22 protein-coding genes are annotated in these 25713 nt (G+C 65.9%); 14 read left to right on the top strand and 8 right to left on the bottom strand.

Annotation, left to right across the window (positions count from 1 at the left end; translation table 11 throughout):
• Positions 1-133: 133 nt before the first annotated feature.
• The 3 genes from ACNFH5_RS26145 to ACNFH5_RS26135 all read left to right on the top strand — a co-directional run bounded on the left by ACNFH5_RS26145 (position 134) and on the right by ACNFH5_RS26135 (position 3708).
• Positions 134-1183 (top strand): ABC transporter substrate-binding protein, encoded by a 1050-nt coding sequence (locus ACNFH5_RS26145; protein ID WP_416751109.1) that lies wholly within the window; start codon positions 134-136, stop codon positions 1181-1183.
• 351 nt (positions 1184-1534) lie between these two features.
• Positions 1535-2695, top strand: a complete 1161-nt coding sequence (locus ACNFH5_RS26140) for a GGDEF domain-containing protein (protein WP_416751107.1) — start codon at positions 1535-1537, stop codon at positions 2693-2695.
• A gap of 128 nt (positions 2696-2823) precedes the next feature.
• On the top strand, positions 2824-3708 hold the full coding sequence (locus tag ACNFH5_RS26135) for a DMT family transporter (protein WP_416751105.1): 885 nt from the start codon (positions 2824-2826) through the stop codon (positions 3706-3708).
• Here the strand turns inward: ACNFH5_RS26135 and ACNFH5_RS26130 are convergent.
• The 3 genes from ACNFH5_RS26130 to ACNFH5_RS26120 all read right to left on the bottom strand — a co-directional run bounded on the left by ACNFH5_RS26130 (position 3701) and on the right by ACNFH5_RS26120 (position 8255).
• Entirely contained in the window at positions 3701-5038 is a 1338-nt protein-coding gene (locus ACNFH5_RS26130) for an MFS transporter (protein WP_416751103.1), read from the bottom strand. The genes ACNFH5_RS26135 and ACNFH5_RS26130 overlap by 8 nt on opposite strands.
• 341 nt (positions 5039-5379) lie before the next feature.
• Positions 5380-6459: a C45 family autoproteolytic acyltransferase/hydolase gene (locus ACNFH5_RS26125; RefSeq protein ID WP_416751101.1), complete on the bottom strand. Its 1080-nt coding sequence runs from the start codon at positions 6457-6459 to the stop codon at positions 5380-5382.
• Between the two features lie 59 nt (positions 6460-6518).
• Positions 6519-8255 carry an amidohydrolase gene (locus tag ACNFH5_RS26120; protein ID WP_416751099.1) on the bottom strand — a complete coding sequence of 579 codons (1737 nt, stop codon included), beginning with the start codon at positions 8253-8255 and terminating at the stop codon, positions 6519-6521.
• Between the two features lie 106 nt (positions 8256-8361).
• On the opposite strand from ACNFH5_RS26120, the gene ACNFH5_RS26115 reads away from it, so the two are divergent.
• Positions 8362-9276 (top strand): LysR family transcriptional regulator, encoded by a 915-nt coding sequence (locus ACNFH5_RS26115; RefSeq protein ID WP_416751097.1) that lies wholly within the window; start codon positions 8362-8364, stop codon positions 9274-9276.
• Positions 9277-9330: 54 nt separating this feature from the next.
• Here the strand turns inward: ACNFH5_RS26115 and ACNFH5_RS26110 are convergent, their stop codons facing one another.
• The gene (locus ACNFH5_RS26110) at positions 9331-10239 is read right to left on the bottom strand and encodes a LysR family transcriptional regulator (RefSeq protein ID WP_416751095.1); all 909 of its coding nucleotides are present in this window, start codon (positions 10237-10239) and stop codon (positions 9331-9333) included.
• Between the two features lie 130 nt (positions 10240-10369).
• On the opposite strand from ACNFH5_RS26110, the gene ACNFH5_RS26105 reads away from it, so the two are divergent.
• The 5 genes from ACNFH5_RS26105 (at position 10370) to ACNFH5_RS26085 (ending at position 13575) form a co-directional block, all read left to right on the top strand.
• Positions 10370-11104: an SDR family NAD(P)-dependent oxidoreductase gene (locus ACNFH5_RS26105; protein ID WP_416751093.1), complete on the top strand. Its 735-nt coding sequence runs from the start codon at positions 10370-10372 to the stop codon at positions 11102-11104.
• Between the two features lie 32 nt (positions 11105-11136).
• Positions 11137-11352: a tautomerase family protein gene (locus tag ACNFH5_RS26100; RefSeq protein ID WP_138216719.1), complete on the top strand. Its 216-nt coding sequence runs from the start codon at positions 11137-11139 to the stop codon at positions 11350-11352.
• A gap of 109 nt (positions 11353-11461) precedes the next feature.
• Positions 11462-12658, top strand: coding sequence for an MFS transporter (locus tag ACNFH5_RS26095; protein WP_416751090.1), 1197 nt, complete (start codon positions 11462-11464; stop codon positions 12656-12658).
• 58 nt (positions 12659-12716) lie between these two features.
• Positions 12717-13223, top strand: coding sequence for a DUF2938 domain-containing protein (locus ACNFH5_RS26090; protein WP_416751088.1), 507 nt, complete (start codon positions 12717-12719; stop codon positions 13221-13223).
• Between the two features lie 154 nt (positions 13224-13377).
• On the top strand, positions 13378-13575 hold the full coding sequence (locus tag ACNFH5_RS26085; protein ID WP_416751086.1) for a hypothetical protein: 198 nt from the start codon (positions 13378-13380) through the stop codon (positions 13573-13575).
• A gap of 111 nt (positions 13576-13686) precedes the next feature.
• On the opposite strand, the gene ACNFH5_RS26080 is transcribed toward ACNFH5_RS26085, so the two are convergent.
• Together ACNFH5_RS26080 and ACNFH5_RS26075 are read right to left on the bottom strand one after the other, a co-directional pair.
• Positions 13687-15132 (bottom strand): SulP family inorganic anion transporter, encoded by a 1446-nt coding sequence (locus ACNFH5_RS26080; RefSeq protein ID WP_416751084.1) that lies wholly within the window; start codon positions 15130-15132, stop codon positions 13687-13689.
• Between the two features lie 86 nt (positions 15133-15218).
• Complete coding sequence (locus ACNFH5_RS26075) at positions 15219-15782, bottom strand: TetR/AcrR family transcriptional regulator (RefSeq protein ID WP_416751082.1); 564 nt, start codon at positions 15780-15782, stop codon at positions 15219-15221.
• Between the two features lie 172 nt (positions 15783-15954).
• Between ACNFH5_RS26075 and ACNFH5_RS26070 the strand changes: the two genes are divergently transcribed.
• From ACNFH5_RS26070 to ACNFH5_RS26060, 3 genes are read left to right on the top strand one after another with little or no spacing between them, the layout of a single operon-like run.
• On the top strand, positions 15955-17106 hold the full coding sequence (locus ACNFH5_RS26070) for a MexC family multidrug efflux RND transporter periplasmic adaptor subunit (RefSeq protein WP_416751080.1): 1152 nt from the start codon (positions 15955-15957) through the stop codon (positions 17104-17106).
• Positions 17107-17127: 21 nt separating this feature from the next.
• The gene (locus ACNFH5_RS26065) at positions 17128-20259 is read left to right on the top strand and encodes a multidrug efflux RND transporter permease subunit (RefSeq protein ID WP_416751079.1); all 3132 of its coding nucleotides are present in this window, start codon (positions 17128-17130) and stop codon (positions 20257-20259) included.
• Between the two features lie 5 nt (positions 20260-20264).
• A complete protein-coding gene (locus ACNFH5_RS26060; protein ID WP_416751299.1) occupies positions 20265-21683 on the top strand; it encodes an efflux transporter outer membrane subunit in 1419 nt (472 codons plus the stop codon).
• 355 nt (positions 21684-22038) lie between these two features.
• Here the strand turns inward: ACNFH5_RS26060 and ACNFH5_RS26055 are convergent, their stop codons facing one another.
• On the bottom strand, positions 22039-22347 hold the full coding sequence (locus tag ACNFH5_RS26055; RefSeq protein WP_416751078.1) for an NIPSNAP family protein: 309 nt from the start codon (positions 22345-22347) through the stop codon (positions 22039-22041).
• A gap of 302 nt (positions 22348-22649) precedes the next feature.
• On the opposite strand from ACNFH5_RS26055, the gene ACNFH5_RS26050 reads away from it, so the two are divergent.
• Positions 22650-23342 carry an MgtC/SapB family protein gene (locus ACNFH5_RS26050; protein WP_024765777.1) on the top strand — a complete coding sequence of 231 codons (693 nt, stop codon included), beginning with the start codon at positions 22650-22652 and terminating at the stop codon, positions 23340-23342.
• A 54-nt stretch (positions 23343-23396) separates the two neighbouring features.
• Here the strand turns inward: ACNFH5_RS26050 and ACNFH5_RS26045 are convergent, their stop codons facing one another.
• Entirely contained in the window at positions 23397-23741 is a 345-nt protein-coding gene (locus tag ACNFH5_RS26045; protein WP_253449831.1) for a cupin domain-containing protein, read from the bottom strand.
• A 243-nt stretch (positions 23742-23984) separates the two neighbouring features.
• Between ACNFH5_RS26045 and ACNFH5_RS26040 the strand changes: the two genes are divergently transcribed.
• Entirely contained in the window at positions 23985-25322 is a 1338-nt protein-coding gene (locus ACNFH5_RS26040; protein ID WP_416751075.1) for an OprD family porin, read from the top strand.
• The last annotated feature ends 391 nt before the right edge of the window (positions 25323-25713 follow it).

Genomic DNA, 25713 nt, shown 5'->3' with positions numbered 1-25713 from the left:
AGAGCGATTTGTAAATCTGTCTGATGTCTCGCCGAGCGCGCCGCGCGGAGACTGGAGCACAGGCCGTGTCGTCACCGACACCCGGCCCCCTGTCTTCACGCAGCCTCACGAAGCCCCATCGGAGCCCATAACAATGCCAAAGTCTCTGAGCAGCGCCGTTGTCCTTTCCCTCGCCTGCCTCCCCCTGACCGGTCTTTCCGGCCTTGCCCTGGCCGATATCACCGTCGCCTCCCAGGGCGGCGCCAACAAGGCCGCGCAACAGAAAGCCTATTACGAGCCCTACAGCGCCCAGACCGGCAGCAAGATCATCGCCGACGAGTTCAACGGCGAGATGGCCAAGGTCAAGATCCAGGTCGATACCGGCAGCGTCACCTGGGACGTGGTCGAGCTCGAAATGCCCGAACTGACCCGCGCCTGCGACGACGGCCTGCTGGAGGAACTGGGCAGCGACCCGGCCATCGCCGCCATGGCGCCCAAGCTGGTCAAGGGCGCCATCCAGCCGTGCGGCGCCGGCATCTTCGTCTGGTCAACGGTGCTGGCCTACAACGCCGACAAGCTGAAAGTCGCACCCACCGGCTGGGCTGACTTCTGGGACGTGAAGAAGTACCCGGGCAAGCGCGGCCTGCGCAAGAGTCCGATGTACACCCTGGAATACGCGCTGATGGCCGACGGCGTGCCCTACAAGGACATCTACGACCTGCTCGCCACCCAGGAGGGCCAGGACCGTGCCTTCCGCAAGCTCGACGAGATCAAGCCATACATCCAGTGGTGGGAAGCCGGCGCGCAACCGCCGCAGTACCTGATGTCCGGCGACGTGGTGATGAGCGCGGTATACAACGGCCGCATCGCCGCGGTGCAGAACGAAACCAATCTGAAGGTGGTGTGGGACGGCGGCATCTACGACATCGAGACCTACGCCATCCCCAAGGGCGCGAAAAACGCCGCCGAAGGCCGCAAGTTCATCGAATTCGCCCTGCAGACCCAGCAACAGAAGGCCTACTCCGACCATATCGCCTACGGCCCGGTTAACCTCGCCGCCGCCGCTGAGATTGCCCCCGCCCAGGCCCGCGACCTGCCGAGCGCGCCGCAGAACCTGGACAAGCAGTTGGCCATGAACGCCAGCTTCTGGGCCGACCACGGCGAGCAGCTGCAACAACGCTTCAACGCCTGGGCGGCGCGCTGAAGCCAGCCAGGGCGCTTCCATCGCCAGAACCCCTGCACCAGCAACATGAGAAAGGCCCGCCACTGGCGGGCCTTTACCTTCCGAGCTCCGTCGCTCCTCGCCAATACCCACCAGCCGAAGCTCCTGACGGCGAGCCTCGCTGCAGCCATCGCCAGGCAACGCAGGCTATCTCCGCATCGCCGGCACGTCCTCGCTCATGAAGTCCGCCAACCGGCCGATACATCAATTGCCTGGCACAATGCCTCTGGTTAGGCTCCGAGACCCGGAACAACCCCGTCGAGTACGCCAGGTACGCGCCCAGCACTCCTGCGACACTCGCCCCCTATGCGACGTTTTCACTGACGCGAGCCCATGGTCACCACAGTCATCCTCAGCATGCTCTGCGTGCACCTGCTCTGTTTCTGCGTGATGTTCCTGCTGATCAGCACCAGGTTGAATGGCAAGAAGATGGGCATGGAAGTCTTCGCCCTCGGCAACCTGCTGCTGGGGCTCGCCTACATCCTGCAACTGCTAGGCGGCCCTGCGAACTGGGGGGCGATGAGCCTGATCAACCACACGCTGACCCTCTGCGCCCCGGTAGCGTACGTGCTGGGCGCCCTGCGTTTCTTCGATCGCCCGACCCCGGTCTGGCGGCCACTGCTCGCGCTGGCCGCCCTCTATACGGCCTTGCAGGTGGTGGTGCAGTCAACGCTCGGCAGCGAGGCGCGCCATGCCTTGCTGGCAGGCTCGTGCGCGCTGCTCTTCCTGGCCATGGCGGTGGCGGTGCTCTATGCGCGGCGCACCGTCGCCAGGGACCTGCGAGTCGAAATGATCGTGTTCGCCGTGCTGATCGGCGGAATCTGCCTACTGAACGCTGCGAAGTTCGTGATGATCCTCCAGGGAGGGCTGGCGGCGCTCGATATGAGCAGCGGCTTCCAGAAGATCTTCTACATCTACATGTCGTTCCTTGGCACCGTGCTTCCGCCTTGCGCCGTCTGGCTCGTGCTGCGCCGCCTCACGGATGAACTGCGCACCATGGCTGCCCATGACCCGCTCACCCAATTGCTCAATCGGCGCGGGCTGACCGAGGCGCTGGATGTGCATTTCCGCTCCCACGGCGCTGTGTCCGCTTACCTGCTGATCGTGGATATCGACCATTTCAAGCGCATCAACGATACCCACGGCCACAAAGTGGGCGACCTGGTGTTGTGCCGTGTGGCCGCGCTGCTCAAGGCCACTGCCCGCCAGGGCGACCTGACGTGCAGGCTGGGCGGGGAGGAGTTCGTCCTTGTCGCGCTCGACACGGACAGGGCCGGTGCCTTCCAGTTGGCGGAGCGTGCGCGTGCCGCCATTGAGCACAGCGAAGTACTGGGGATCGACACCGACCAGCCGATCCGTTGCACCGCGACCATCGGCGTCTCGGACAATTTCACCAGCACACAAGCGCTCGATACGTACATGCAGCAGGCCGACGCCGCGCTTTACCGGGGCAAGGCGTCGGGGCGCAATCGCGTCGAATGCGCATACGCGTAGCACAGCGCCCGCAGACAGAAAAAACGTCGCTGCGCCGCCTTCCCAAGCGTCACCAGCGCCCGGCAAGATAGCTGCATTCGCCGCCGCGCTTCGGTGGCCCACCTTCTGCCTCGCGTCACCGGAGTCGTATGCAACCGCGCGACCTTGCCGCCTACCTGTTCCTCGCGATCGGCTGGGGGTTGTCCTTTCTCGTGCTGCTCAAGGCCATCGCCGGGTTCGGTTGGGTCGGCGCAGTCAGCTTCCGCGCGCTGATTGCCAGCTTCACGCTGTTTGCGGTGGCAAGACTGTCCGGGCGCCGGCTGAATTTCGACGGGCTGTGGAAGCCGCTGTGCGTGGTCGGCGCGACGACGGTGGCTGGCCAACTGATCGGCATGACCTACGCCACACCACGCATCGGCACCGCCATGGCGGCAATCTTCGTCGCCGGGATTCCGCTGTTCTCCATGCTCATCGGCCGCCTCTGGGGCCTGGAGCGCATTACCTGGAGCGGCCTGGGCGGGTTGGTGCTGGGTTTCTGCGGCATGGTGTTGCTGGTGGGGTTCCCGGCGGTGCCGGTCACCCACGAGTTCATCCTCGGCTGCGCGGCGTCGGTATTCGGCGCAGTGTGCGCGGCCTTCGGCAGCAATTACGCGAGCTTGAAACTGCGCACCGCCGGGCCCTGGGAAGTGACCTGCGGCGCCTTCGGGATCGGCGGGCTGCTGACCCTGCCGCTGCTGATCTGGGTGCCGGTGCCCGGCACGCCGCAGCCCATCGACTTCCTCTTCCTGCTGCTATGCGGCTGCGTGCTCAGCGCGGTGAACTACGTCGTCTACTTCCAGCTTGTGGCGCGCATCGGCGCCACCAGGACAATCAGCGTGGAATTCGTCGTCACCGTGGTCGCCGTGCTGGTCGGCGCACTGGTACTGGGCGAGAGCCTGTCGCTGATGCAGGGCGTAGGTGCGCTGATCATCCTGACCGGCTGTGCCCTGGTGCTCGGCCTCGTTCCGGGCACCAGGGCGCGCGCTGTCAGTTGATCGCCTGCAGCGATACGGTGTCTGGCGCAGCGTCGTCGCGGTCGATCACCTCCATGGGCAGGTGCGAAGTTTCCCGTAGCAGCCAGGAACACACCGCCACCAGCAACAGTGCCGCCGCGCCGTAGAGCGCCACGCCGAACGGATTGCGGCCGGTGGCGATGAGGATGGCCGTGGCAATGCTCGACGCCGTGCCGCCGCCCAGCGCCGCACCGATCTGGTAGCTGAAGGAAATCCCCGAATAGCGCATTTCCCGCGGGAACTGCTCGGCGAGAAACGCCGGGATCGGCCCCTGGGTCGCGCCCATGAAGAAGCCCACGGCGACGTACGCCAGCAGCGCCAGCGGCAAGCTGTGCAGCCCGATCAGCGGGAAGAAGGCAAACAGCCCCAGCGCCATGATCGCCGCCCCGAAGATCATCACAGCGCGGCGACCGAAGCGGTCCGACAGGTGCCCGAAGAACGGTGCCGAGGCGACGATCGCCACCGACAACGAGAAGTCGAACAGCAAGGCCTGACTGCTGCTGTATCCGATATCGGTGGCGTATGCGAGGAAGAAGGTACTGCCGATGTAGGCGATGGTGACGTAGCCGAAGGCGATGCCGATGCACAGCAGCAGCTCGCGCGGACGGCGGCGGAAGGCCTCCATCAGCGGCATGCGTGCCTCGGCCTTCGGCGCGGTCCTGGGCTGCGGCGCGGTGTTCTGCAGGCGCGCGTAGAGACCGATCAGCACCAGCAGGCCACCGAGCCAGAACGGGATGCGCCAGGCGATACCGCTCAGGTCATCGTCGAAGGCGAAGCTGACGATGGCGAACACTGCCGAGCCGAAGATACCGCCGATGCCAATGCCCATGCTCGTGAAGCTGCCCCACAGGCCGCGGCGCCCCTTGGGCGCGACCTCGATGCCGAACAGCGCCGCCCCGCCCCACTCGCCTCCGGCGGCGAAGCCCTGCACCAGGCGCAGGAGCACCAGCAGGACGGGCGCAGCCGCACCGATACTGGCGTGGGTTGGCAGGAAGCCGATCAGCAAGGTACTCAGCCCCATCAGCACCAGGGTAGCGACCAGCGCCTTCTGCCGGCCGTAGCGGTCCCCCAGGTGGCCGAACACCACGCCGCCCAGCGGACGGGCAAAGAAGCCGGCGCCGAACGCCGCAAAGGCGACCAGCACGGCGGTCAGGCGATCCATGCCGGGGAAGAACAGCTGCGGGAAGATAAGTGCGGCGGCGTAGCCGTAGATGACGAAATCGTAGAACTCCAGCGCGGTACCCATGCCGGAAACGCAGAAGGTGCGAAAGGCCGAGCGCGAGCCGGGAGCTGCGGGCGTGTGGTCGATCATGGCGGTTCACTCTTGTTTTTGTGGCAACACGAAACCCGCGCGGCGGCTGCGGGGCCGTCGCGGGGCGTGGGTTTGTATGTGGTGATACGCAGGGCGCATAACCCGGAGTGGGTTATCCGCCGGTAGCTCGGCGGCGGATAACGCTGACGCGTTATGCGCCCTACGGACTAATGGAGCTCTGACGCGCCCCTCTCCCTAACCCTCTCCCTGAAGGGAGAGGGGACTGTCCGGCATCAAGCGGAACACCTTGCCAATCGGCAACTCCGTCAGCTCCCTCTCCCTTCGGAGCGGGGCGCGCAGCCAGGGCTGGGGAGAGGGTGCGACCAGCTGGCATCACGTTTTCAGAAACGCAGGAACCCCTCATCCGCCAGCTTCTTCGGCGTGCCGGCGACGTATTCCAGGGCGCAGTTCGTGGTGTCCAGGCCGATGCTCAGCAGGGTTTCCCAGCGTTCGGTATCCGGTTCGGACATGTCCGGGTGGAAGCACACCACCGCCTGGTCGCCGTCCGCGCCGCAGAAGGCGTCGGCACGTTCGCGCAGGGCCTTGCCGGTCATGCCGGCGGTAGCGGCCTTGAGGTGCTCCAGGCGCGCGTAGGTGGTGGACACGTCCGCCGTGCGCTCGCCCCAGCTCAGTTCACCGTCGAGGAAGTGGTTGGTGTGCAGCAGCCAGCCATCCTCGCGCGGCACCACTACGGCGGTGTGCGCGGGGCTCATCTCGATGCTGGCGGCGCGGGCGCGCACGTCGTTGCGGGTGAACACACTGAGCACGGTGGATGCGCTGACCCGCGCCGAACGGGCCATGTCGATGGCCTCGGTGACGCTGGTGGCTTCTTCCAGCACGCGACGGGCGATCGCATGCACTGGCACGCCGGCGCTGCCGTCGTCACTGGTGTGGTGCAGGATGTTGAAGTGCACGCCGAGCCCTGCGCTGTTTACGCCGATCTTGCCGAGCATGCCGAACTCGGTGAACAGCTTGGCGGTCAGGCCGGTGCTGCCGGTGAAGCCCAGCAGCAGGCCGTGCGGCACCAGGCTGTCGTGCCAGTCCCAGGTCTGCAAACTGCGCGGCGCAGTGCTGCCGGCGGGTGCATGGACGGAGGTGGAGCATTCACCTTCTACCGGCTGTTCGGGCATCACCGCGAGAATTTCGGTGCGGGCGTTCAGCGCCGCCAACTGCCACAGCGGCAGGCCGACGCCCAGGGCCAGGCCTTCGACTTCCTTCGCCAAGGCCGGGCACCAGTCGGCCAGTGCTGCCAGGCTGGCTTCACCGATGGCGCGCGCCTTGTCGATCTCCACGCCGACGCGCGGGAAGAAATCCAGGTACAGCGCCACGCTCTGGCGGATCTGCTCGGCGAAGGTTTCGCCGATCTGCCGGCCACGCTGCAGCGGGTCGCGGATGTCGGTGGTGAAGGTCTGAAGAATCACGGCAAGGCTCCTGCAATTGCTTTTCATCGGGGTCGCAGCGCCGGGGCGCTGCGGTTGGATCAGAGTTTGTCGCTCGGACGACTATAGACTTCGCGGCCGGCGAACCAGGTCTTGAGCACTCGGGTATCACGCAACGCCTCGGGCTTGACCGTGAACACATCGCGGTCGAGCAGGATCAGGTCCGCCTGCTTGCCCGGCTTGAGCGACCCGATGCTCGATTCCAGGCGCATGGTGCGCGCGGCGTTGAGGGTGTAGGCCTGGAACATGGTCTGCCGGTCGATGTCTTCGGCGGCGTTGAGCACACCCTTCGGGCCGACGCGCTGGATCGCCTGGTAGATGGCCTTCCACGGATCGGGCGTGGTGATCGGCCAGTCGCTGGCCCCGGAAATGGTCGCGCCGTTCTTCAGCAGCGAGCGCGCCGGGTACATGTGCAGGAAGGCCATGGCGCTGACGTAGGGTTTGACCAGGTCGACGCTGTTCTCGTCGGCGGCAGCCCAGTACAGCTGCATCGCGGCAATGACGTCGAGCGCCTTGAAGCGCGGGAAGTCCCTGGGATTGACCATCTGCAGGTGAGTGATCGAATGCGGGATGCCGCTGTGGCGATCCTTGCGCGCCTGCTCGATGCCATTGAGCGATTCACGTACCGCGCGGTCACCAATGGCATGGATGTGCACCAGCCAGCCGCGAGCATCGGCGGCGCTGACCAGCTCACCGAAGTGCCTGGGATCGATCAGCAACTCGCCGTACTTCTTCGAATTGCTGTAGGGCTCGAGCATCGCCGCGCTCTGCGCCGGCACCTCGGCCACGCCGTCGGCGAAGACCTTGATGCCCGGCAACGTCAGATTGGGAACATCGATGAATTGCTGGCGCACCTTGTCCAGCTCGTCGAGGTCGGCCGGTGTGGCCTTGGAGTCGGCCATCAGCAGCGCGGCGACGTGTGCCGTCAGCCCGCCCTGCTCCGCCAGCAGTTTGTAGGCCGGCAGCACGCCGACGGAGTCGTTGTGGATGTCGCCTCCGGGATTCTCGTTCGCCAGGGGTTCCATCCAGGCGGTGATGCCCAGCTCGTGGTAGTAGCTCTGCGCGCCCTTCAGCGCCTTGAGCAGCTCGTCGTTGCTGGCCAGCGGCAACAGCGCCTGCACCGGGTACAAGCCGGCATCCACCAGGAAGCCGTTGGGCTTGCCGTCGGCGCCGTGGCCGATGGTGGCCTGCTCCTCGCCCTTCAGCGATTTGACCTTGGCCACGTCGATGCCCGCCAGGTCGAGCAGAGCCTGGTTGGCCCAGCCAGTGTGGTAGTCGCCGCCCGCCAGGAGGATCGGCTGCTTCGCCCATTCACCCTGGTTGAAGCGCTGCTGCAGCTCGCCGAGCTCGTCCCAGTACGCCGTGGGCACGCCGCCGACATAGAGGAACTGGCCACGCCGCGCGCGGCCGTCGTCACGCCACTGGCGCAGCTTGCTCTCGAACTCGGCCAGCGGCAGGTCCTGGTTGTCCAGGTTGGCCTGGAGCATCTGCAGGCCGCCCTTCACCAGGTGGGTATGGGCATCGATGAAACCGGGCATCAGCACCTGACCCTGCAGGTCGATGACCTGGGTGGACGGTTGCCGGAGCTTGAGAACCTGCGCATCGGAACCCACCGCAAGAATGCGGCCGTTCTCTACCGCCACCGCCTGCTGCAGCGCCTGGCCGGGTTCGGCGGTGTAGACCTTGCCGCCGTGGAAGATGAGGTCGGCGGCGGCCATAGTTTCCATAGAGGAAAAAGCGCAAGCCGCCGACACCAGCGCCGGAATCAGTAGTTTCATCGCAAAGCCTTCGTTATTGTTGATCTGTGACGAAGGTTAAGCAAAAGCCCCGGCGGCTTTAACACTGACTTCCCGCACAACTTCTGTTCCTGTCAGGAAGCAATCCATGGACAAGATGACCGCCCTCACCATGTTCGTCGCCACCGCCGACCACGGTGGCTTCAGCCGCGCCGCCGAACAGCTGGGCAAGACGCCCTCGGCGATCACCAAGGGCGTGGCACAGCTGGAGGCGGATCTGGGCCAGCGCCTGTTCGAGCGCACCACGCGACGCATGGCGCTGACCGAAGCCGGGCACATCTACCTGGAAGGCGCACGCCAGGCGCTGATGCAGTTGCAACGGGCCGAAGAAGAAGTGGAACAGCTGCAGACCGAATTGCGCGGCAGCCTGCGCATCGTCTCACCACCCTCCTTCGCCCCGGCCTTCTTCAACGCGGTGTGCTGCCGCTTTCTACGCGAGCACCCGCAGGTGCGCCTGGAGGTGGACCTGCTGGACGAGTTCGTCGACCTGGTGGAAGGCGGCTACGACATCGCCCTGCGCGACGGCCCCATCGACCTGCCGGACGTCATCGCCCAGCCGCTGATCGAGAACCGCCTGTTGCTCTGCGCCAGCCCCACGTACCTCGCGGAAAAGGGTCTGGAGGTGACGTTGGAGAATTACGAGCAGCACGACTGGCTGATCTTCCGCCACCCGCTGCTGAACCGGAATTTCTGGTGGGTGCAGAAGGACGGCGAGCGCCTGCGCATCCGCCAGCCCGTGCCGCGTATCGCCAGCGACAACTACGATTTCCTGCTCTCCTGCCTGCTGGACGGACAGGGGCTGCAGTTCCTGCCGCAATGGAGCGCGCTGCCCTACCTCGAAAGCGGCGAGCTGGTGGAGCAGCTACCCGATTGCTGGCGCGACCAGAGCGCCTTCGGGCCCTGGGTGCATGTGCTCTACCTGCCGCACCGGCGCAGCACGCGCAAGGTGCGGGTGTTTATCGAGTACCTGCGGGAGCATTTGCAGGGGAAGGGGCTGGTCTGAGCGATCCCTTCAGGACCGGCGCCGTGGCGAACCTATCGCCAATGAAGCCTGCTCCTACGTGCGCGTCTCCAGCATGAACTCGATGAACGCACGCACCCGCGACGGTACGTGGCGCGCATGGGGGTAGATCAGCAGGAATGGCCGTGTGGTCTGGCCGTAGTCTTTCAGCACCTCCACCAGTTCGCCCCGCTCCAGTTCGTCCTGCACGGTAAATCGATACGTCTGCATCAATCCGCCGCCACACTTGGCCAGGGTCGCGGTGGCGAGGTAGTCCTCCAGCACCGTGAAGCTGCCGGCTGTCTCCCTCTCCACCGGCTTGCCATTCACGCGGAATGTCCAGGGCACGCGCCGCCCGGTGCTGGGCAGTTCGAACTGGATGCATTCGTGCCTGGCGAGATCGTCCGGCGTCTGCGGTATGCCGGCCTGCGCCAGGTACTCGGGCGTGGCGACGATCACGTTCTCCGCCTCCTCCAGGCGCCGCGCCACCAGGCTCGAATCCGCCGGGTCGCGGCCACGGATCGCCAGGTCATACCCCTCGCCCGCAAAGTCGATGTTGCGGTTGCTGACGTGCACATCCACCTGCACCTGCGGATAGCGCCGGCGGAACTCCGGCAGCCGCGGGAACAACCGGTAATGCGCGTACGGCGTCGGCACACTGATACGCAACCGCCCGGATGCCACGCTCTGGCCTCCACTGACAGCGCGCTCGGCGTCCACCAGTTGGGTCAGCGCCTGGCGGCATTGCTCGAAGTAACTGCGGCCGTCCTCGGTCAGGCGCATCTGCCGCGTGGTGCGTACGAACAGACGCACGCCCAGGCGCTCCTCCAGGCGCGCCACCGAACGGCTCACCGCGGCGGGTGTGATCCCTGCCTCGTTGGCCGCCGCGGTAAAGCTGCCGGTTTCCGCGGCGAGGCAGAACAACTCGATGCTGCCCAGTTGCAGGTCGTCGAAGTGGCGGGGCATGGCGCTCTCGATTGATTACATGGAGTATCAATTCAAATGCCGTCGACCTCATTTTTCAAGCCTAGATTGCAGCCTAGATTGGCCTCCAGGACGCGGGCACCTCGCCCCGCCACACTCTCGGAGCAATACCATGAGCAAGACTGTCATCGTCACCGGCGCCTCCAGCGGCCTCGGCTTCGCCATCGCCCGCGCCTACCTGGAGCGCGGCTACAACGTGGTCGGCAACGCCCGCACCCAGGCCCGCCTGGACGAAGCCGCCGCCCGGCTCGGCAACCCGCACAACTTCCTTACCGTCGCCGGCGACATCGCCCAACCGGGCACCGCCAAACGCCTGTTCGCCCAGGCCATCGAGGCTTTCGGCCAGGTGGATATCCTGATCAACAATGCCGGCATCTTCATCGCCAAGCCGGTGGGCGACTACACCGAGGAAGACCTCGAATCCATCGTCGACACCAACCTCAAGGGCTTCTTCTACCCGTCTCAGGTTGCCGCGCAGCACATGTCCGCCAAGGGTTCAGGACATATCGTCGCCATCACGGCTTCCATCGCCATGCAGCCCAACGTGAAGGTCCCGGCGCTGCTGCCGGTACTGATCAAGGGCGGCCTGAACAGCGCGGTGCGGGGCCTGGCGCTGGAGCTGGCGTCTGCCCACGTGCAGGTCAACGCCGTGGCACCGGGAATCATCGAGACCCCGCTGCACCCCGATGACGAAGGCACCCGCGCATTCCTTCGCGGCCTGTCGCCCAGTGGCGAGATCGGCAATCCGCAGGATATCGTCGACGCGGTGCTCTACCTGACCGATTCGACCTTCGTCAGCGGAACCATCCTCAACGTCGACGGCGGCTCCACCACTGGCGTCTGGTAAGCCAACCTTTCGAACAACAACGGAGAATCGCAATGCCCTACGTGAACATCCAGGTGACCGACGAAGGCGTCACCGCCGACGAGCGCCGCCAACTGATCGAAGGCGTCACCGAACTGCTCGAGCGCGTGCTGCGCAAGCCGCCGTCCACCACCTATGTGGTGATCCAGGAGATCGCCACCGACGCCTGGGGTGTAGGCGGCAAGACCGTTGCCGAACTGAAGGCACAGGGCAAGCACGGCAGCAGCTGACCGCGCGGGCACGCCGAGGGCTCAGCAGAGCCTTCGGCGCTTGCCATGCACCAAGCTGGTGCTGATAGGATCGGGCGTCTACCCGCTCCTTCGACAGCCGAGGCATGGAATGCTCGCCGCGCTCAAGCGTTACCCGCTACAGGTCAACCTGCTGCTCAGCGGCACCTTCCTGCTCACCATGGGCCGCGCCATTACCCTGCCCTACCTGGTGATCTACCTCTCGACCCAGTTCGGCCTGCCCGTCAACCGCATCGGCCTGATCATGGGCGGCGCGCTGTTCGGTGGCTCGTTGCTGAGCCTCTACGGCGGCTTCCTGATCGACCGCATGCCGGGCTTTCGCCTGATCCTCGGCTTTGGCACCTGCTTCGTCGCCGCCTTCGCCGGCATGCTGCTGACCACGCAGCTATGGCTGTTCTTCCTGTTCCTGCTGGGCTTCAACTTCGCCTACTCGGTCACCGACGTGGTGGTGAAGACCATCTTCGGCCGCCTGCTGCCGTCCGGTGAACAGGGCCGCGCGTTTTCCATCCGCTACACCCTGATCAACCTGGCCTACGCCATCGGCCCGTTCATCGGCGCCGCCCTGGCGCACTGGAGCCAGCACCTGCCCTTTGTGCTGTCGGCATGCCTGGGCGCACTCTTCCTGCTGGCCTTCGCGCGCTATGGCGACCGTGGCATGCGCCCCGCTGAAGGTGTCGCCCCGCCGTCGTTCATCGCGGTGATCGGCGTGCTGGCCAAGGACCACCGGCTGATGTACTTCACCATCGGCGGCGTGCTCACTGCCGTGGTGTTCGGCCAGTTCTCCGCCTACCTCTCGCAATACCTGGTGGCCACCGGCACGGCGGAGTACGCCTATCAGGTGATCCAGACGCTGCTGGGGGTCAACGCCGTGACGGTGATCGCCCTGCAGTACCTGCTGGGCAAGCGCATCGGCAATGAGCACCTGCAGCGCTGGCTGATCGTCGGTCTCGGATTGTTCGTGCTGGGCATCATCGGCTTTGGCCTGTCTCAAAGCCTGTGGCACTGGGGGCTGGCGATGGTGGTTTTCACCCTGGGCGAGATCATCGTGATTCCCGCCGAGTACATGTTCATCGACCGCATCGCCCCGCCACACCTGCGCGGCGTGTACTACGGCACGCAGAACCTGGCCAACCTCGGCGGCGCCTTCGGGCCGATCCTGGTGGGCTACTTCCTCGCCCTGTTCGCGCCGCACTGGGTGTTCGTCATGCTCGGCGTCTTCATCGTCGGCGGCGGGGTGTTCTATGTGCTGGGGTCCAGGCTGAGCCAGCGCACCGCCAGCGGGGCTTGACCTCAAGTCCACTTGAACCGGGATGCTGGTTCCATCGACTCACTCGAAGGAATCAGCCATGCCCACCCCCCTCTCGCTCCTGCTGCACGTCGCAGCCATCGGTATCGGTGCCACCCTGCTGATGGATGGCTGGGCCGTCCTGCGCAAGCAACTGCTGGGCGTGCCGTCGCTGGATTACGCCCTGCTCGGGCGCTGGGTCGGCCATATGCCGCGCGGCCGCTTCTACCACCCAGCCATCGGCCAGGCGGCACCGGTGCGAGGTGAACGCGTGATGGGCTGGCTGCTGCACTATCTGACCGGCATCGTCTTCGCCGTGGCGTTCGTCCTGCTCGCCGATTCTGGCTGGTTGTGTCGCCCCACCTGCGTCGCCGCCCTGATCTTCGGCATGGTGACGGTGCTGGCGCCCTTCCTGCTGATGCAGCCGGCATTCGGCCTGGGCATCGCCGCCGCGAAGACAGCCAACCCGACGAAGGCGCGACTGCACAGCCTGCTAACTCACCTGGTCTTCGGGGTCGGACTGTATGTGACGGCCTTCCTGCTTCACCCATTCTTGTGCGGTGCCTGAACAACCCGCCCCCTCAGATCAGAATTCATTCGATGGCGAAGACTTCAACAAAGGGTGCATCCTCGCGTTCCGATTGAGATGCCGAACCCGGCAACTGGCCACACTTCGCCTGGACACACACCGGCGAGCCTGTCATCGCATGCCGGAGATCATCATGTCGAACCATCGCAACCACCTTCTGCGTACCGTTCGGACCACCTCTTTCAACAACGAAGTCGCCGCCGAACTGCTGCGCGAGCTGTGCTCCTGCAACGTCACCGAAGAGCAGGCTCGGCGCATCCGCTGCGCCGCGCGCCAGCTGATGCTCGACGCCGATGCGCTGGAATGTGTCTGGCAAGAACTCAACAGCTAGACCGCCTGCGCTTTTGCAGGAGCGAGCACGCGAACCACCCAGCGCCGGCATCCCCTGAAACCCCATTCGCGAGCAAGCTCGCTCCTACAGGTTCGACCGTCTCGCGAATGCTCAAGCGTGCTGGGCGCCGGCCCGCTTGAGCAATTGCTTGCAACGCTCGGACAGGTGCACCACCCGCAGGTGCTTGCCAGCCTTGTGGTAGCGCTCGCGCAGGGTCATCAATGCGGCGATGGCGGAATAGTCGACGAAGCTCAGGTGCGCGCAGTCCAGGGTCACCTGCTGCGGGTCATTCGCCGGGTCGAACTGATTGAGGAAAGGCGTGGTGGATGCAAAGAACAGCGTGCCATGGACGCGATACCGCTTGCTGCCATCGGCCTCGTCCTGGACGTCCGCATACAGCTCGCGGGCATGCTTCCAGGCGAAGTCCAGCGCCGCCAGGATGATGCCGCAGAACACCGCCATGGCCAGATCCGTGGCGACGGTGATGGCGGTCACCGCGATGATCACCAGCACATCGCTCACTGGCACCTTGTTCAGTACCCGCAGCGACGCCCAGGCGAAGGTCTGCTGAGACACCACGAACATCACGCCCACCAGCGCCGCCAGCGGAATGCGTTCGATCAACGGCGAGAGGAACAGCACGAAGAGCAGGATCATCACCCCGGCGACCACACCGGAAAGCCTGCCGCGACCACCGGAGCTGAGGTTGATCACCGTCTGGCCGATCATGGCGCAGCCGCCCATCCCGCCGAACAGGCCGGAGACGATGTTGGCGCCGCCCAGGGCCACACACTCGCGGTCGGGGAAGCCGCGGGTCTGGGTGATCTCGTCGGTGAGGTTCAGCGTCAGCAGGGTTTCCAGGATGCCGACCATGGCCATGAGGAAGGCATAAGGCGCGATGATCCGCAGCGTTTCCAGGGTCCAGGGGATGTCCGGCAAAGCGAACTGCGGCAAGCCGCCGGCGATGTGCGCCATATCGCCCAGGGTGCGCGTCGGCAGGCCGAGCAGGTAGACCAGCAGGCCCACACCCAGGATCGCCACCAGCGCCGGCGGTACCGCACGGGTCAGCTTCGGCAGCCCGTAGACCACTGCCATGGTCAGCGCCACCAGGCCCAGCATCACGTAGAGCGGGTTGCCACTGAGCCAGTGCTCGCCGTCCTTGAAGTGCTCAAGCTGAGCCATGGCGATGACGATGGCCAGGCCATTGACGAAGCCCAGCATCACCGGATGCGGCACCATGCGCACCAGCTTGCCCAGGCGCAACAGGCCGAACAGGATCATCACCAGTCCGCCCAGCAGCACCGTGGCCAGCAGGTACTGCACGCCGTGCTGCACCACCAGCGCAACGATCACCACCGCCATCGAGCCGGCGGCGCCGGACACCATGCCGGGGCGGCCGCCAAACAGCGCGGTGAGGGTGCAGAGGATGAAGGCGCCGTACAGGCCCATCAACGGGTTGAGATGGGCGACCAGGGCGAAGGCGATGCACTCGGGCACCAGCGCGAAGGACGTGGTCAGTCCGGCCAGGACATCGGCACGCAAGCGGGCGGGTTTCATTTTCTACTCGGGACGGGGACTGCGAAGGGGCCGCAATGGTACGGAAAACCGCCCCACCCGGCCACCCGCCGATCCCGCGCCCGCACTCAGGCCTGGTTTTTTACCAGCGCACCGTGGAGGAACAGCTGCTCCAGCACCTGCGCGGAGCTGGAGCTGGCCGCGCGGCCATAGCGCTCGGCGTCGACCATGCCGTAGAGCATGGAGAGGAAGAGTTCGGTGAACACCGCAGCGGTAATGTCGATGCGGAACCTGCCGCTCTGCTGACCGCGCAGGAAGAAGGCGTCCACCGCCTCGGTGTAGTAGCTCCAGCGCTCGGTCGTCGCCTGCATGTCGAGGTTCTCGGCGCGGTACTGGAACAGCAGGAAGTTCAGCATGTCGCGGTGTCTGAGGTGCTCGGCGATCAGACGACGCAGCGCCTCCAGCGGTTCCGCCTGTTGCAGCTCCGAAGCTTCGAGGATCTGCCGGATCACCACATGGCCGTAGTCCTCGAGCATTTCCATCAGGCCGTCGCGGGTGCCGCAGAAGCGATGCAGCGTCGCCTTGCTCACCCCCGCCGATTCCGCCAGCTCCTTCAGCGTCGCCCGAGGGCGGTCGACGATGGCGACGGCCAGCGCCTTGAGCAGACGTTCATCGTGGGCGGAGAGAGTCATTCGGGGGCCTCGTGTCAGGTGGCGGATCGTCTCATTGTGCAGAAAGAAGCCTCTCTTTTGAAAGGTCATGACACATTTTATACACCACAGAAGCAAATGAGACATTATTGACTCATTTTGAGTTTGAAAGGATCATACGCACCTTTCCAGATAGACAGATCCCAGGTGAAACATGGGCAGGTTGCGTGCAGTAGGGACAATCAGTGCGTTGGTGGCAGCGTTGGCGCTGGCCGGTTGCGGACAATCCGGTGAACCACCGGCGGCCGCGGAGGCGGCGCGCCCGGTGGATGTGGTGGCGGTGGCAACCGAACCTCTCACCCTGACGTCGGAGTTGCCGGGGCGTATCGAGCCGATGCGCGTCGCCGAGGTGCGGGCGCGGGTCGCGGGCATCGTGGTGCAGAAGCGCTTCGAGGAAGGTGCCGACGTGAAGGCCGGCGACCTGCTGTTCCAGATCGATCCGGCGCCGCTCAAGGCTGCCGTGTCCCGCGCCGAAGGCGAACTGGCGCGAGCGCAGGCGGCGCAGCAGGAAGCCCAGGCACGGGTGAAGCGTTACGAGCCACTGGTGAAGATCGAAGCGGTCAGCCAGCAGGACTTCGACACCGCCACCGCCGACCTGCGCAGTGCCCAGGCGTCGGTGCGCTCGGCCCAGGCAGACCTGGAAACCGCACGCCTGAACCTGGGCTATGCCTCGGTCAAGGCGCCGATCTCCGGGCGCATCGGCCGCGCGCTGGTGACCGAGGGCGCGCTGGTCGGCCAGGGCGACGCCACGCTGATGGCGCGTATCCAGCAGCTCGACCCGATCTACGCCGACTTCACCCAGCCAGTAGCCGACGCCCTGCGCCTGCGTGAAGCGCTCAAGAGCGGCAACCTCCCCGCTGGCCAGAGCCAGGCCCTGAGTCTGCGCGTCGAAGGCACACAGTACGAGCGCCAGGGCGAGTTGCTGTTCACCGATATCTCGGTGGATCGCGGCACAGGCCAGGTCTCACTGCGCGGCAGGTTCGACAACGCCGACGGCCTGCTGCTGCCGGGCATGTACGTGCGCGTCACGGCCCCGCAGGGCACCGACGCCAAGGCCATTCTGGTGCCGCAACGCGCCGTGCAGCGCGCCACCGACGGCACCGCTCACGTGCTGGTGATCGGCGCCGAAAGCCGCGTCGAGACCCGCCAGGTGCAGACCGGCGCCATGCAGGGTTCGCGTTGGCAGATCAGCCAGGGCCTGGCCAGCGGCGACCAGGTCATCGTCGGCGGGCTCACCGGCCTGCAACCGGGCGCCAAGGTCGAAGCCCGTCACGCTCAGGAGCAACAGCAGGCGTCGCGTCAGTAAGGCAGCGCCGAGGAATTCCCCATGTCACTGTTCTTCATCAAGCGCCCCAACTTCGCGTGGGTGGTGGCGCTGTTCATTTCCCTGGCCGGCCTGCTGGCGATTCCGCTGCTGCCGGTCGCCCAGTATCCCAGCGTGGCGCCGCCACAGATCACCGTCACCGCCACCTATCCCGGCGCCTCGGCGCAGGTGCTGGTGGATTCGGTCACCAGCGTGATCGAGGAGGAGCTCAACGGCGCCAAGGGCCTGCTCTATTTCGAATCCACCAGCAACTCCAACGGCATGGCCGAAGTGGTGGTCACCTTCCAGCCCGGCACCAACCCGGAGCTGGCCCAGGTGGATGTGCAGAACCGCCTGAAGAAGGCCGAGGCACGCATGCCCCAGGCCGTGCTCACGCAGGGGCTGGAGGTCGAGCAGACCAGTGCAGGCTTCCTGCTGATCTACGCGCTGAACTACAAGGAAGGCTCCCGGCGCACCGATACCACCGCCCTGGGCGACTATGCCGCGCGCAACATCAACAACGAGCTGCGCCGCGTACAAGGCGTCGGCAAGCTGCAGTTCTTCTCCTCCGAAGCCGCCATGCGCGTGTGGATCGACCCGCAGAAACTGGTCGGCTACGGTCTGTCCATCGATGACGTGGGCAACGCCATTCGCGGGCAGAACGTGCAGGTGCCGGCCGGCAGTTTCGGCGCGTCCCCCGGCAGCACCGAGCAGGAGCTGACTGCCACCCTCGCCGTGAAAGGCACCCTGGACGATCCGGCGGAGTTCGGCCGTATCGTCCTGCGCGCCAATCCGGACGGTTCCACCGTCAAGCTGGCCGACGTGGCGCGCCTGGAAGTGGGCAGCGAGAGCTACAACTTCACCGCGCGCCTGGACGGCAAGCCCACCGTGGCCGGCGCCATCCAGCTCTCCCCTGGCGCCAACGCCCTGCAGACCGCGGCCCTGGTGAAGGAACGACTGGCCGAGCTGTCGGTGAACTTCCCCGACGACGTCGAGTACTCGGTGCCCTACGACACCTCGCGCTTCGTCGACGTGGCCATCGAAAAGGTCATCCACACCCTGCTCGAAGCCATGGTGCTGGTATTCCTGGTGATGTTCCTGTTCCTGCAGAACGTGCGCTACACCCTGATCCCGGCCATCGTCGTGCCGGTGTGCCTGCTGGGCACGCTGACGGCGATGTACCTGCTGGGCTTCTCGGTGAACATGATGACCATGTTCGGCATGGTGCTGGCCATCGGCATCCTGGTGGACGACGCCATCGTGGTGGTGGAGAACGTCGAGCGGATCATGGCCGAGGAAGGCCTCTCCCCGCCTGCCGCCACCGTCAAGGCGATGGGCCAGGTGTCCGGCGCGATCATCGGCATCACCCTGGTGCTCTCGGCGGTATTCATGCCGCTGGCGTTCATGGCCGGCTCGGTGGGCGTCATCTACCAGCAATTCTCCCTGTCGCTGGCGGTGTCGATCCTGTTCTCCGGCTTCCTCGCCCTGACCTTCACCCCGGCGCTGTGCGCCACGCTGCTCAAGCCGATCCCGGCGGGCCATCACGAGAAGCGCGGCTTCTTCGGCGCCTTCAACCGCGGCTTCGCTCGCCTGACCGAGCGCTACACGCGGCTCAACAGCGCGCTGGTGAAGCGCGCCGGGCGCTACATGCTGATCTACGCCGGCATCGTCGCCCTGCTCGGCTACAGCTACCTGCGCCTGCCGGAATCCTTCGTGCCGGTGGAAGACCAGGGCTACATGATCGTCGACATCCAGCTGCCGCCGGGCGCCACCCGTGCGCGTGCCGACGTTACCGGCCAGGAACTGGAGCAGTTCCTGAAGTCCCGCGAGGCCGTGGCCTCGTCCTTCCTGGTGATGGGCTTCAGCTTCTCCGGCATGGGCGAGAACGCCGCACTGGCGTTCCCGACCCTGAAGGACTGGTCCGTGCGTGACAAATCGCAGTCCGCCGAGGCGGAAACCGCGGCGATCAACGAGCGCTTCGCCGGCATCAGCGACGGCGCGATCATGGCCGTTACCCCGCCGCCGATCGACGGCCTGGGCAACTCCGGCGGCTTCTCGCTGCGCCTGCAGGACCGCGCCGGGCTCGGCCGCGAGGCGCTGCTGGCGGCCCGCGACCAACTGCTCGGTGAGGCCAACGGCAATCCGAAGATCCTCTACGCCATGATGGAAGGCCTCGCCGAGGCACCCCAGCTGCGCCTGGAGATCGACCGCGAGAAGGCGCGCACCCTGGGCGTCAGCTTCGAGTCCATCAGCAGCGCGCTGTCCACCGCCTTCGGCTCCTCGGTGATCAACGACTTCGCCAACGCCGGCCGCCAGCAACGCGTGGTGGTGCAGGCCGAACAAGGCGACCGGATGACCCCGGAGGCCGTGCTCAAGCTCTACGTGCCCAATAGCAACGGCGAGCTGGTGCCGCTGTCCGCCTTCGTCAGCACCCGCTGGGAAGAAGGCCCGGTGCAGCTGGCGCGCTACAACGGCTATCCGTCGATCCGCATCGCCGGCGACGCCGCTCCTGGCGTCAGCACCGGCGAGGCCATGGCCGAAATGCAGCGTCTGGTGAGCGAGCTGCCGGCCGGCATCGGCTACGAATGGACCGGCCTCTCCTACCAGGAGAAAGTCGCCAGCGGCCAGGCGAGCCAACTGTTCGCCCTCGCCATCCTGGTGGTGTTCCTGCTGCTGGTGGCGCTCTACGAGAGCTGGGCGATCCCGCTGTCGGTGATGCTCATCGTGCCCATCGGCGCCCTCGGCGCGGTGCTCGCGGTGACCGTCACCGGCCTGCCCAACGACGTGTACTTCAAGGTCGGCCTGATCACCATCATCGGCCTGGCAGCGAAGAACGCGATCCTCATCGTCGAGTTCGCCAAGGAGCTCTGGGAACAGGGCCACAGCCTGCGCGACGCCGCGATCCAGGCGGCACGCCTGCGCTTCCGACCGATCATCATGACCTCCATGGCCTTCATCCTCGGCGTGGTGCCGCTGGTGATCGCCAGCGGAGCCGGCGCCGCCAGCCAACGCGCCATCGGCACCGGGGTGATCGGCGGAATGCTCAGCGCCACGCTGCTGGGGGTGATCTTCGTACCCATCTGCTTCGTCTGGCTGCTGTCGCTGCTGCGTCGCCAACCCAAACCTGCGCATCAATCCACGGAGGCCGCGCAATGACCACCCTGCGCAAACCTGCCTTTGCCGCCAGCGCGTTGCTGCTGGCGATGATTCTGGGCGGTTGCTCCATGGCGCCCACCTACGAGCGCCCGCAAGCGCCCGTGGCGGCGAACTGGAACAGCCCGGCCGCGGAAAACGGCCAGGCGGCCAGCAACCTCGACTGGCAGACCTTCATAGTCGACAGCGAACTGCGCAGCCTGGTGAGCGTCGCCCTGGACAACAACCGCTCGCTGCGCCAGACCCTGCTGGACATCGAACAGGCCCGCGCGCAGTACCGCATCCAGCGCGCCGACCGCGTGCCGGGGCTGAATGCAGCGGCCAACGGCAATCGCCAGCGGCTGCCCGGCGATCTGTCCAACAGCGGCAGCTCGGCGGTGAGCAGCAGCTACCAGGTCGGCCTGGCCTTGCCCGAGTACGAGCTGGACCTGTTCGGCCGGGTGAAGAGCCTGACCGACGCCGCGCTGGAGCAATACCTCTCCACCGAGGAAGCCGCCCGCAGTGCACGCATCGCGCTGATCGCCGAGGTCAGCCAGGCCTATCTCACCTACTACGGAGCCCAGCGCCGCCATTCGCTCACCGAGCAGACCCTGGTCAGCCGCGAGGATTCGCTGAGCCTGATCAGCCAGCGGCGCACCGCCGGCGCGGCCACGGCGCTGGACTATCAGGAAGCGCTCGGACTGGTGGAACAGTCCCGCGCCGAGCTGGAAAGCAACGCACGGCAGAAACAGCAGGCGCTCAATGCCCTGGTGCTGCTGCTCGGCACATCCGATGCGGCCAAACGCATCCCGCAGGTGCCGCAGGACAAGCCCATGCTGATCCAGGACATCGCGCCCGGCACCCCGTCGGAACTGATCGAGCGGCGCCCGGACATCCTCGCCGCCGAGCATGTGCTCAAGGCGCGCAACGCCGACATCGGTGCAGCCCGCGCGGCGTTCTTCCCGCGCATCAGCCTGACCGGCAGCTTCGGTACGTCCAGCGCGGAAATGTCCGGTCTGTTCGACGGCGGCTCACGTTCGTGGAGCTTCGTGCCGACCCTGTCGCTGCCGATCTTCGACGCGGGGCGCAACAGCGCCAACCTCGACCTCGCCAAGGTGCGCAAGGATTCGGCCGTGGCCGCCTACGAAGGCACCATCCAGACGGCGTTCCGCGAAGTGGCCGACGCGCTCGCGGCGACCGACACCCTGCGCCGCGAGGAAGCCGCGCGCCGGGCCCTGGCCAACACCACCAACGAGACGCTGAAACTGGCCAAGGCGCGCTACGAAGGCGGCGTCGACAGCCACCTGCGCTACCTCGACGCGCAGCGCAGCAACTTCGTCAACGAGTCGGCCTACATCGAGACCAGCACCCAGCGGCAGATCGCCCTGGTGGACCTGTTCCGCGCCCTCGGCGGTGGCTGGAGCGGCGAAGTGACGGCGCAACGCTGACCCAGCACCTCCACGTAGGGCGCATAGCCGGGAACGGGTTATCCGCCGCCATGGCGGAGCGTTATGCTGCTCCTCTGCCGGCGGATGGCAATCGCGGACGGAGTCCGCTCCTACGAGAGGCCTCTGCGCAAGGGCCGCCCCTCACCCTAACCCTCTCCCAGGGGGAGAGGGGACCGCTTGGTACAGGATGAATTCGGCGTCAGCCGGCACGGACGGCTCCCTCTCCCTCCGGGAGAGGGCTGGGGTGAGGGGAAAGCATCGGTACGGACTTCCCGAGAAAGACAATTACCCCTACCGGGCTTGATACTTGCGTAGCGGACTTTGTCCGCACAGCTTGGTGCACCACAGCGACCGCTCAGCCGCCAAACACCGGCCGGAAGAAGCTCCGCTCGTAGCTGAGAATGCAGCGGGTATCCTCGGCGTAGCGGAACGCAGCCTGGCATTCGGGATCGTCCATGGACTGCTCCCGGTAGCGTTCGTAGTCGGCCAGGCTGGGGAAGGTGAACATCGCCAGAGCAATGTTGCTGGCGCCCTCGGAGGGCAGGAAGTAGCCATGGTGCTGGCCGCCGAAGCGCTCCACCAGGGGAATCCACAGCCGGCCGTAGTGTTCGAATTCCTTGAGCTTGTAGGGGTCCAGCACGTAGCGCAGGTAACAGGTGACCATCTTGCCAACTCTCGTCCAGTGAAAGGGACCGCCACTCTACCCATTCCTGGCGGCAACGCCTAAACGGCCTCCCCGGCATATGGCTCTTCGTAGGAGCGAGCTTGCTCGCGAACAGACCTCCCGGCGACCTCGTAGTCAAGCGGTTCGCGAGCAAGCTCGCTCCTGCAGCTCACGGCCCACCTGTGACATGTCAGCCCGTATCGCCCGCCAGCCCATTAGACTGGACGCACCTCCCTATTCACCAGGGCCACGATGCCCCTTTCCACGGGTGCCGGCCCAAGGCCGGCGCGGAGCACAACGGCATGTACTTCGATATCATTCTCGACCTTTTCGCGGCGCTCTGCTTCGGCGCGCTGATCGGCATGGAGCGCCAATGGCGCCAACGCTTTACGGGCGTGGCCACCCATGGGCTGGTGTCCCTCGGTGCGGCCACCTTCGCCACCCTGCCCTTCCTCATGGGCGCGGAGGACCAGGTGGTGCGCATGTCGGCCCAGGTGGTCACCGGCATCGGCTTCCTCGGCGCCGGTGTGATCATGCGCGACGGCCTCAGCGTGCGCGGCCTGAGCACCGCAGCCACGGTCTGGTGCACTGGCGCGGTGGGCGTGCTGGCAGGCAGTGGCTTCCTCGCGGCAGCGCTGGTCGCCACCCTGCTGATCGTGCTGTGCAACCTGACACTGCCCTCGGTGACACGCTGGATCCAGCGTCACGCGCCGATAGAGCCGAGCAGCGAGCGCTACTACACGGTCGAGGCCGTCACCGAGGCGCACCAGGAAGCCTTGGTGCGCTCAACCCTGCTGCGTCGCCTGAGCGCCAACGGCCTGGCCCTGCAAAGCCTGGAAAGCCACGCACGCAAGACCGGCGGCGAAGTGGAAGTGGCCGCGCTGGTCCTTGCGCCCAGCGACAAGGACAGCCTGCTGGAAGCCCTGGTCGGCGAGCTGGCATTGGCGCCCTACGTGTCGGCAGCCAGTTGGTCGGTCAGCGACGGGCCACAATGAACGCCACGCCATGAAAAAGGGAGCCCTCCGGCTCCCTTTTTCATGGCGCACACATCAGGCGAAAACGAAGTACTTGCGCACCGTCTCCACCACTTCCCAGGTGCCCTTCATGCCCGGCTCGATGACGAATACGTCGCCGGCGCGCAGGTGGATCGGCTGCTCGCCCTCGGGGGTGATGACGCAGTAGCCGTCGAGGAAGTGGCAATACTCCCACTTCTCGTAGTTCACCTCGAACTTGCCGGGGGTGCAGATCCACGTGCCCATGATCTTGCTGCCATCCGCCGACAGGTAGGCGTTGAGGTTGACGGTGTGCGGGTCCCCGCCGATGCGCTGCCACTTGGTGGCGTCCAGCACGGGAGTCGGGCAGGTGTCGCGCAGGACGGTGATGAAGTCGGACATGTCAGCTCCAGGTCGTTTCAATGAGGGTTCGCCACCCTATGCATCGGCCGGCCGCAGCGATTGCCTGGTTCCGACATCGGTTTGCCTGCCAGCGCTACCTCGCCACTGCCTGACAGATTTGTCATCCACCGCTCACCTCATCGTTATCCGCGCTCCCACACGATGCCCGTGGCCCTCGCCACGCCTGGGCGAAAACAACAACAGCAGGCGGTAACCAGACCATCCTGCCCTTAGGAGCACATCATGTACCGACACACGTTCCCGCTGGCAGCTTCGCTGCTGGCACTGGGGGTCGCTTCGCCGACCGTCCTCGCCGAAGGCAAGTCCGAAGAGAAGCAAGAAGGCTTCCTCGAAGGCGCCAGCCTGGAAATCCTCAACCGCAACCTCTACTTCAACCGCGACGCCCGCCACGGCCAGTCGATGCCACCGCGCGGCAACGGCTACTCGGAAGTCTGGGCCCACGGGATCATCGGCAAGTTCGAGTCCGGCTTCACCCAGGGTACGGTCGGCGTGGGCGTTGACGCCTTCGCCATGGTCGGCTTCCAGCTCGACACCGGCGACGGGCGCAACGGCGCCGGCAGTTCGGTGGACGTATTGCCCACCGACAGCGACGGCCGTACCGAGAGTGACTACGCCAAGGCCGGCGGCGCCGCCAAGGTGCGCCTGTGGGACACGGTGCTGAAGGTCGGCGACGTGTTCCCGGAAACGCCCGTGGTGCATTACGGCGACTCGCGCCTGCTGCCGGAATCCTTCCGTGGCTTCACTCTGCAGAACACCAGCCTGGAAGGCCTGACGCTGCAAGGCGGCCGCCTGCACTCCATGAGCCAGCCGCAGTCACGGCAGATGGACGACGGTTTTGCCACCTTCTACGCAGGCCCGGTGGACTCGGCCTGGCTCGCCTATGGCGGCGGCGACTACAGCATCAACGACAACGCCAGCGTCAGTCTCTACAGCAGCCGCCTGAAGGACGCCTGGAACCAGTACTACTTCGGCACCGCACTGAACGTCCCGCTCAGCGAGGCCGTGGAGCTGTTCGGCGGCTTCAACTACTACAAGTCGCAGGATGAAGGGCGCGAGCTGCTCGGCGAGTTCAACACCAACATCTGGAGCGCCAGCGCCGGCGTGCACGTCGGCGCCCATCGCATCGCCGTCAGCCACCAGCGCAACAACGGCAACAACGACTTCGACTACCTGCGCCAGGCTGACTCGATCTACCTCGACAACTCCATCCAGTACAGCGACTTCAACTCACCGAAAGAGCGTTCCTGGATGGTTCGCTACGACCTCGACATGGCCACCTACGGCGTGCCCGGCCTGAGCTTCATGACCCGCTACGCCCGCGGCTCCGACGCCGACTACTCCAACGCCAATGCCGTGTACATGCGCCGCGACGACAACGGCGACCCGCTCACTGACCAGAAGCGCTGGGAGCGCGACATCGAGGCCAAGTACGTATTCCAGGAAGGCCAGCTCAAGGACCTGTCCCTGCGCGTGCGCCAGGCGACGACACGTGCCACCGCCTTCGAATCGGACCTGGACGAAGTGCGGCTGATCATCGAGTACCCGCTGGCCGTGCTGTGAAGCCGACGCCTGGCGGGCGGATGACGGAATTGTCAGCCACGCCTCAGCCTCCCGTTAGGTGCCCCTGGGTATAACGGAAGGCATCACCGCCCCCCAAGGCAACCGGTGATGATTTCCCCCGCAAGACTGCTCCGCTTCCTGGCGCTCCACGTGCCCCTTTGGAGGAAGAGGAACCCTCGGCGCCCGCAAGGGCGCCTTTTTTGCGCGTCGAAAACTGGCCCTGGGACGGAACTGTAGGAGCGAGCTTGCTCGCGAATCGCACGCTACCGTCCTACCCGACGAGCACACCCGTTAGATGGCATGGTTTCAATGCGGCTCGCGGCTCTGATCGCGGACGTAGTCCGCACCTGCGGGGTAGGCACCGGCGCCGGGCGATTCGCGAGCAAGCTCG

The organism is Pseudomonas sp. NY15435 (assembly GCF_048068295.1).
GTDB lineage: Bacteria > Pseudomonadota > Gammaproteobacteria > Pseudomonadales > Pseudomonadaceae > Pseudomonas.
Note: the sequence above shows the minus strand (reverse complement) of the source record. Positions and strands in the feature narration are given on the sequence as shown.

Bases quoted from the DNA above. Each gene is read 5' to 3' on its own strand.
- ACNFH5_RS26145 (WP_416751109.1), top strand. From the start codon at position 134: ATGCCAAAGTCTCTGAGCAGCGCCGTTGTCCTTTCCCTCGCCTGCCTC.
- ACNFH5_RS26140 (WP_416751107.1), top strand. From the start codon at position 1,535: ATGGTCACCACAGTCATCCTCAGCATGCTCTGCGTGCACCTGCTCTGT.
- ACNFH5_RS26135 (WP_416751105.1), top strand. From the start codon at position 2,824: ATGCAACCGCGCGACCTTGCCGCCTACCTGTTCCTCGCGATCGGCTGG.
- ACNFH5_RS26130 (WP_416751103.1), bottom strand. From the start codon at position 5,038: ATGATCGACCACACGCCCGCAGCTCCCGGCTCGCGCTCGGCCTTTCGC.
- ACNFH5_RS26120 (WP_416751099.1), bottom strand. From the start codon at position 8,255: ATGAAACTACTGATTCCGGCGCTGGTGTCGGCGGCTTGCGCTTTTTCC.
- ACNFH5_RS26115 (WP_416751097.1), top strand. From the start codon at position 8,362: ATGGACAAGATGACCGCCCTCACCATGTTCGTCGCCACCGCCGACCAC.
- ACNFH5_RS26110 (WP_416751095.1), bottom strand. From the start codon at position 10,239: ATGCCCCGCCACTTCGACGACCTGCAACTGGGCAGCATCGAGTTGTTC.
- ACNFH5_RS26105 (WP_416751093.1), top strand. From the start codon at position 10,370: ATGAGCAAGACTGTCATCGTCACCGGCGCCTCCAGCGGCCTCGGCTTC.
- ACNFH5_RS26100 (WP_138216719.1), top strand. From the start codon at position 11,137: ATGCCCTACGTGAACATCCAGGTGACCGACGAAGGCGTCACCGCCGAC.
- ACNFH5_RS26095 (WP_416751090.1), top strand. From the start codon at position 11,462: ATGCTCGCCGCGCTCAAGCGTTACCCGCTACAGGTCAACCTGCTGCTC.
- ACNFH5_RS26090 (WP_416751088.1), top strand. From the start codon at position 12,717: ATGCCCACCCCCCTCTCGCTCCTGCTGCACGTCGCAGCCATCGGTATC.
- ACNFH5_RS26085 (WP_416751086.1), top strand. From the start codon at position 13,378: ATGTCGAACCATCGCAACCACCTTCTGCGTACCGTTCGGACCACCTCT.
- ACNFH5_RS26080 (WP_416751084.1), bottom strand. From the start codon at position 15,132: ATGAAACCCGCCCGCTTGCGTGCCGATGTCCTGGCCGGACTGACCACG.
- ACNFH5_RS26075 (WP_416751082.1), bottom strand. From the start codon at position 15,782: ATGACTCTCTCCGCCCACGATGAACGTCTGCTCAAGGCGCTGGCCGTC.
- ACNFH5_RS26070 (WP_416751080.1), top strand. From the start codon at position 15,955: ATGGGCAGGTTGCGTGCAGTAGGGACAATCAGTGCGTTGGTGGCAGCG.
- ACNFH5_RS26065 (WP_416751079.1), top strand. From the start codon at position 17,128: ATGTCACTGTTCTTCATCAAGCGCCCCAACTTCGCGTGGGTGGTGGCG.
- ACNFH5_RS26055 (WP_416751078.1), bottom strand. From the start codon at position 22,347: ATGGTCACCTGTTACCTGCGCTACGTGCTGGACCCCTACAAGCTCAAG.
- ACNFH5_RS26050 (WP_024765777.1), top strand. From the start codon at position 22,650: ATGTACTTCGATATCATTCTCGACCTTTTCGCGGCGCTCTGCTTCGGC.
- ACNFH5_RS26045 (WP_253449831.1), bottom strand. From the start codon at position 23,741: ATGTCCGACTTCATCACCGTCCTGCGCGACACCTGCCCGACTCCCGTG.
- ACNFH5_RS26040 (WP_416751075.1), top strand. From the start codon at position 23,985: ATGTACCGACACACGTTCCCGCTGGCAGCTTCGCTGCTGGCACTGGGG.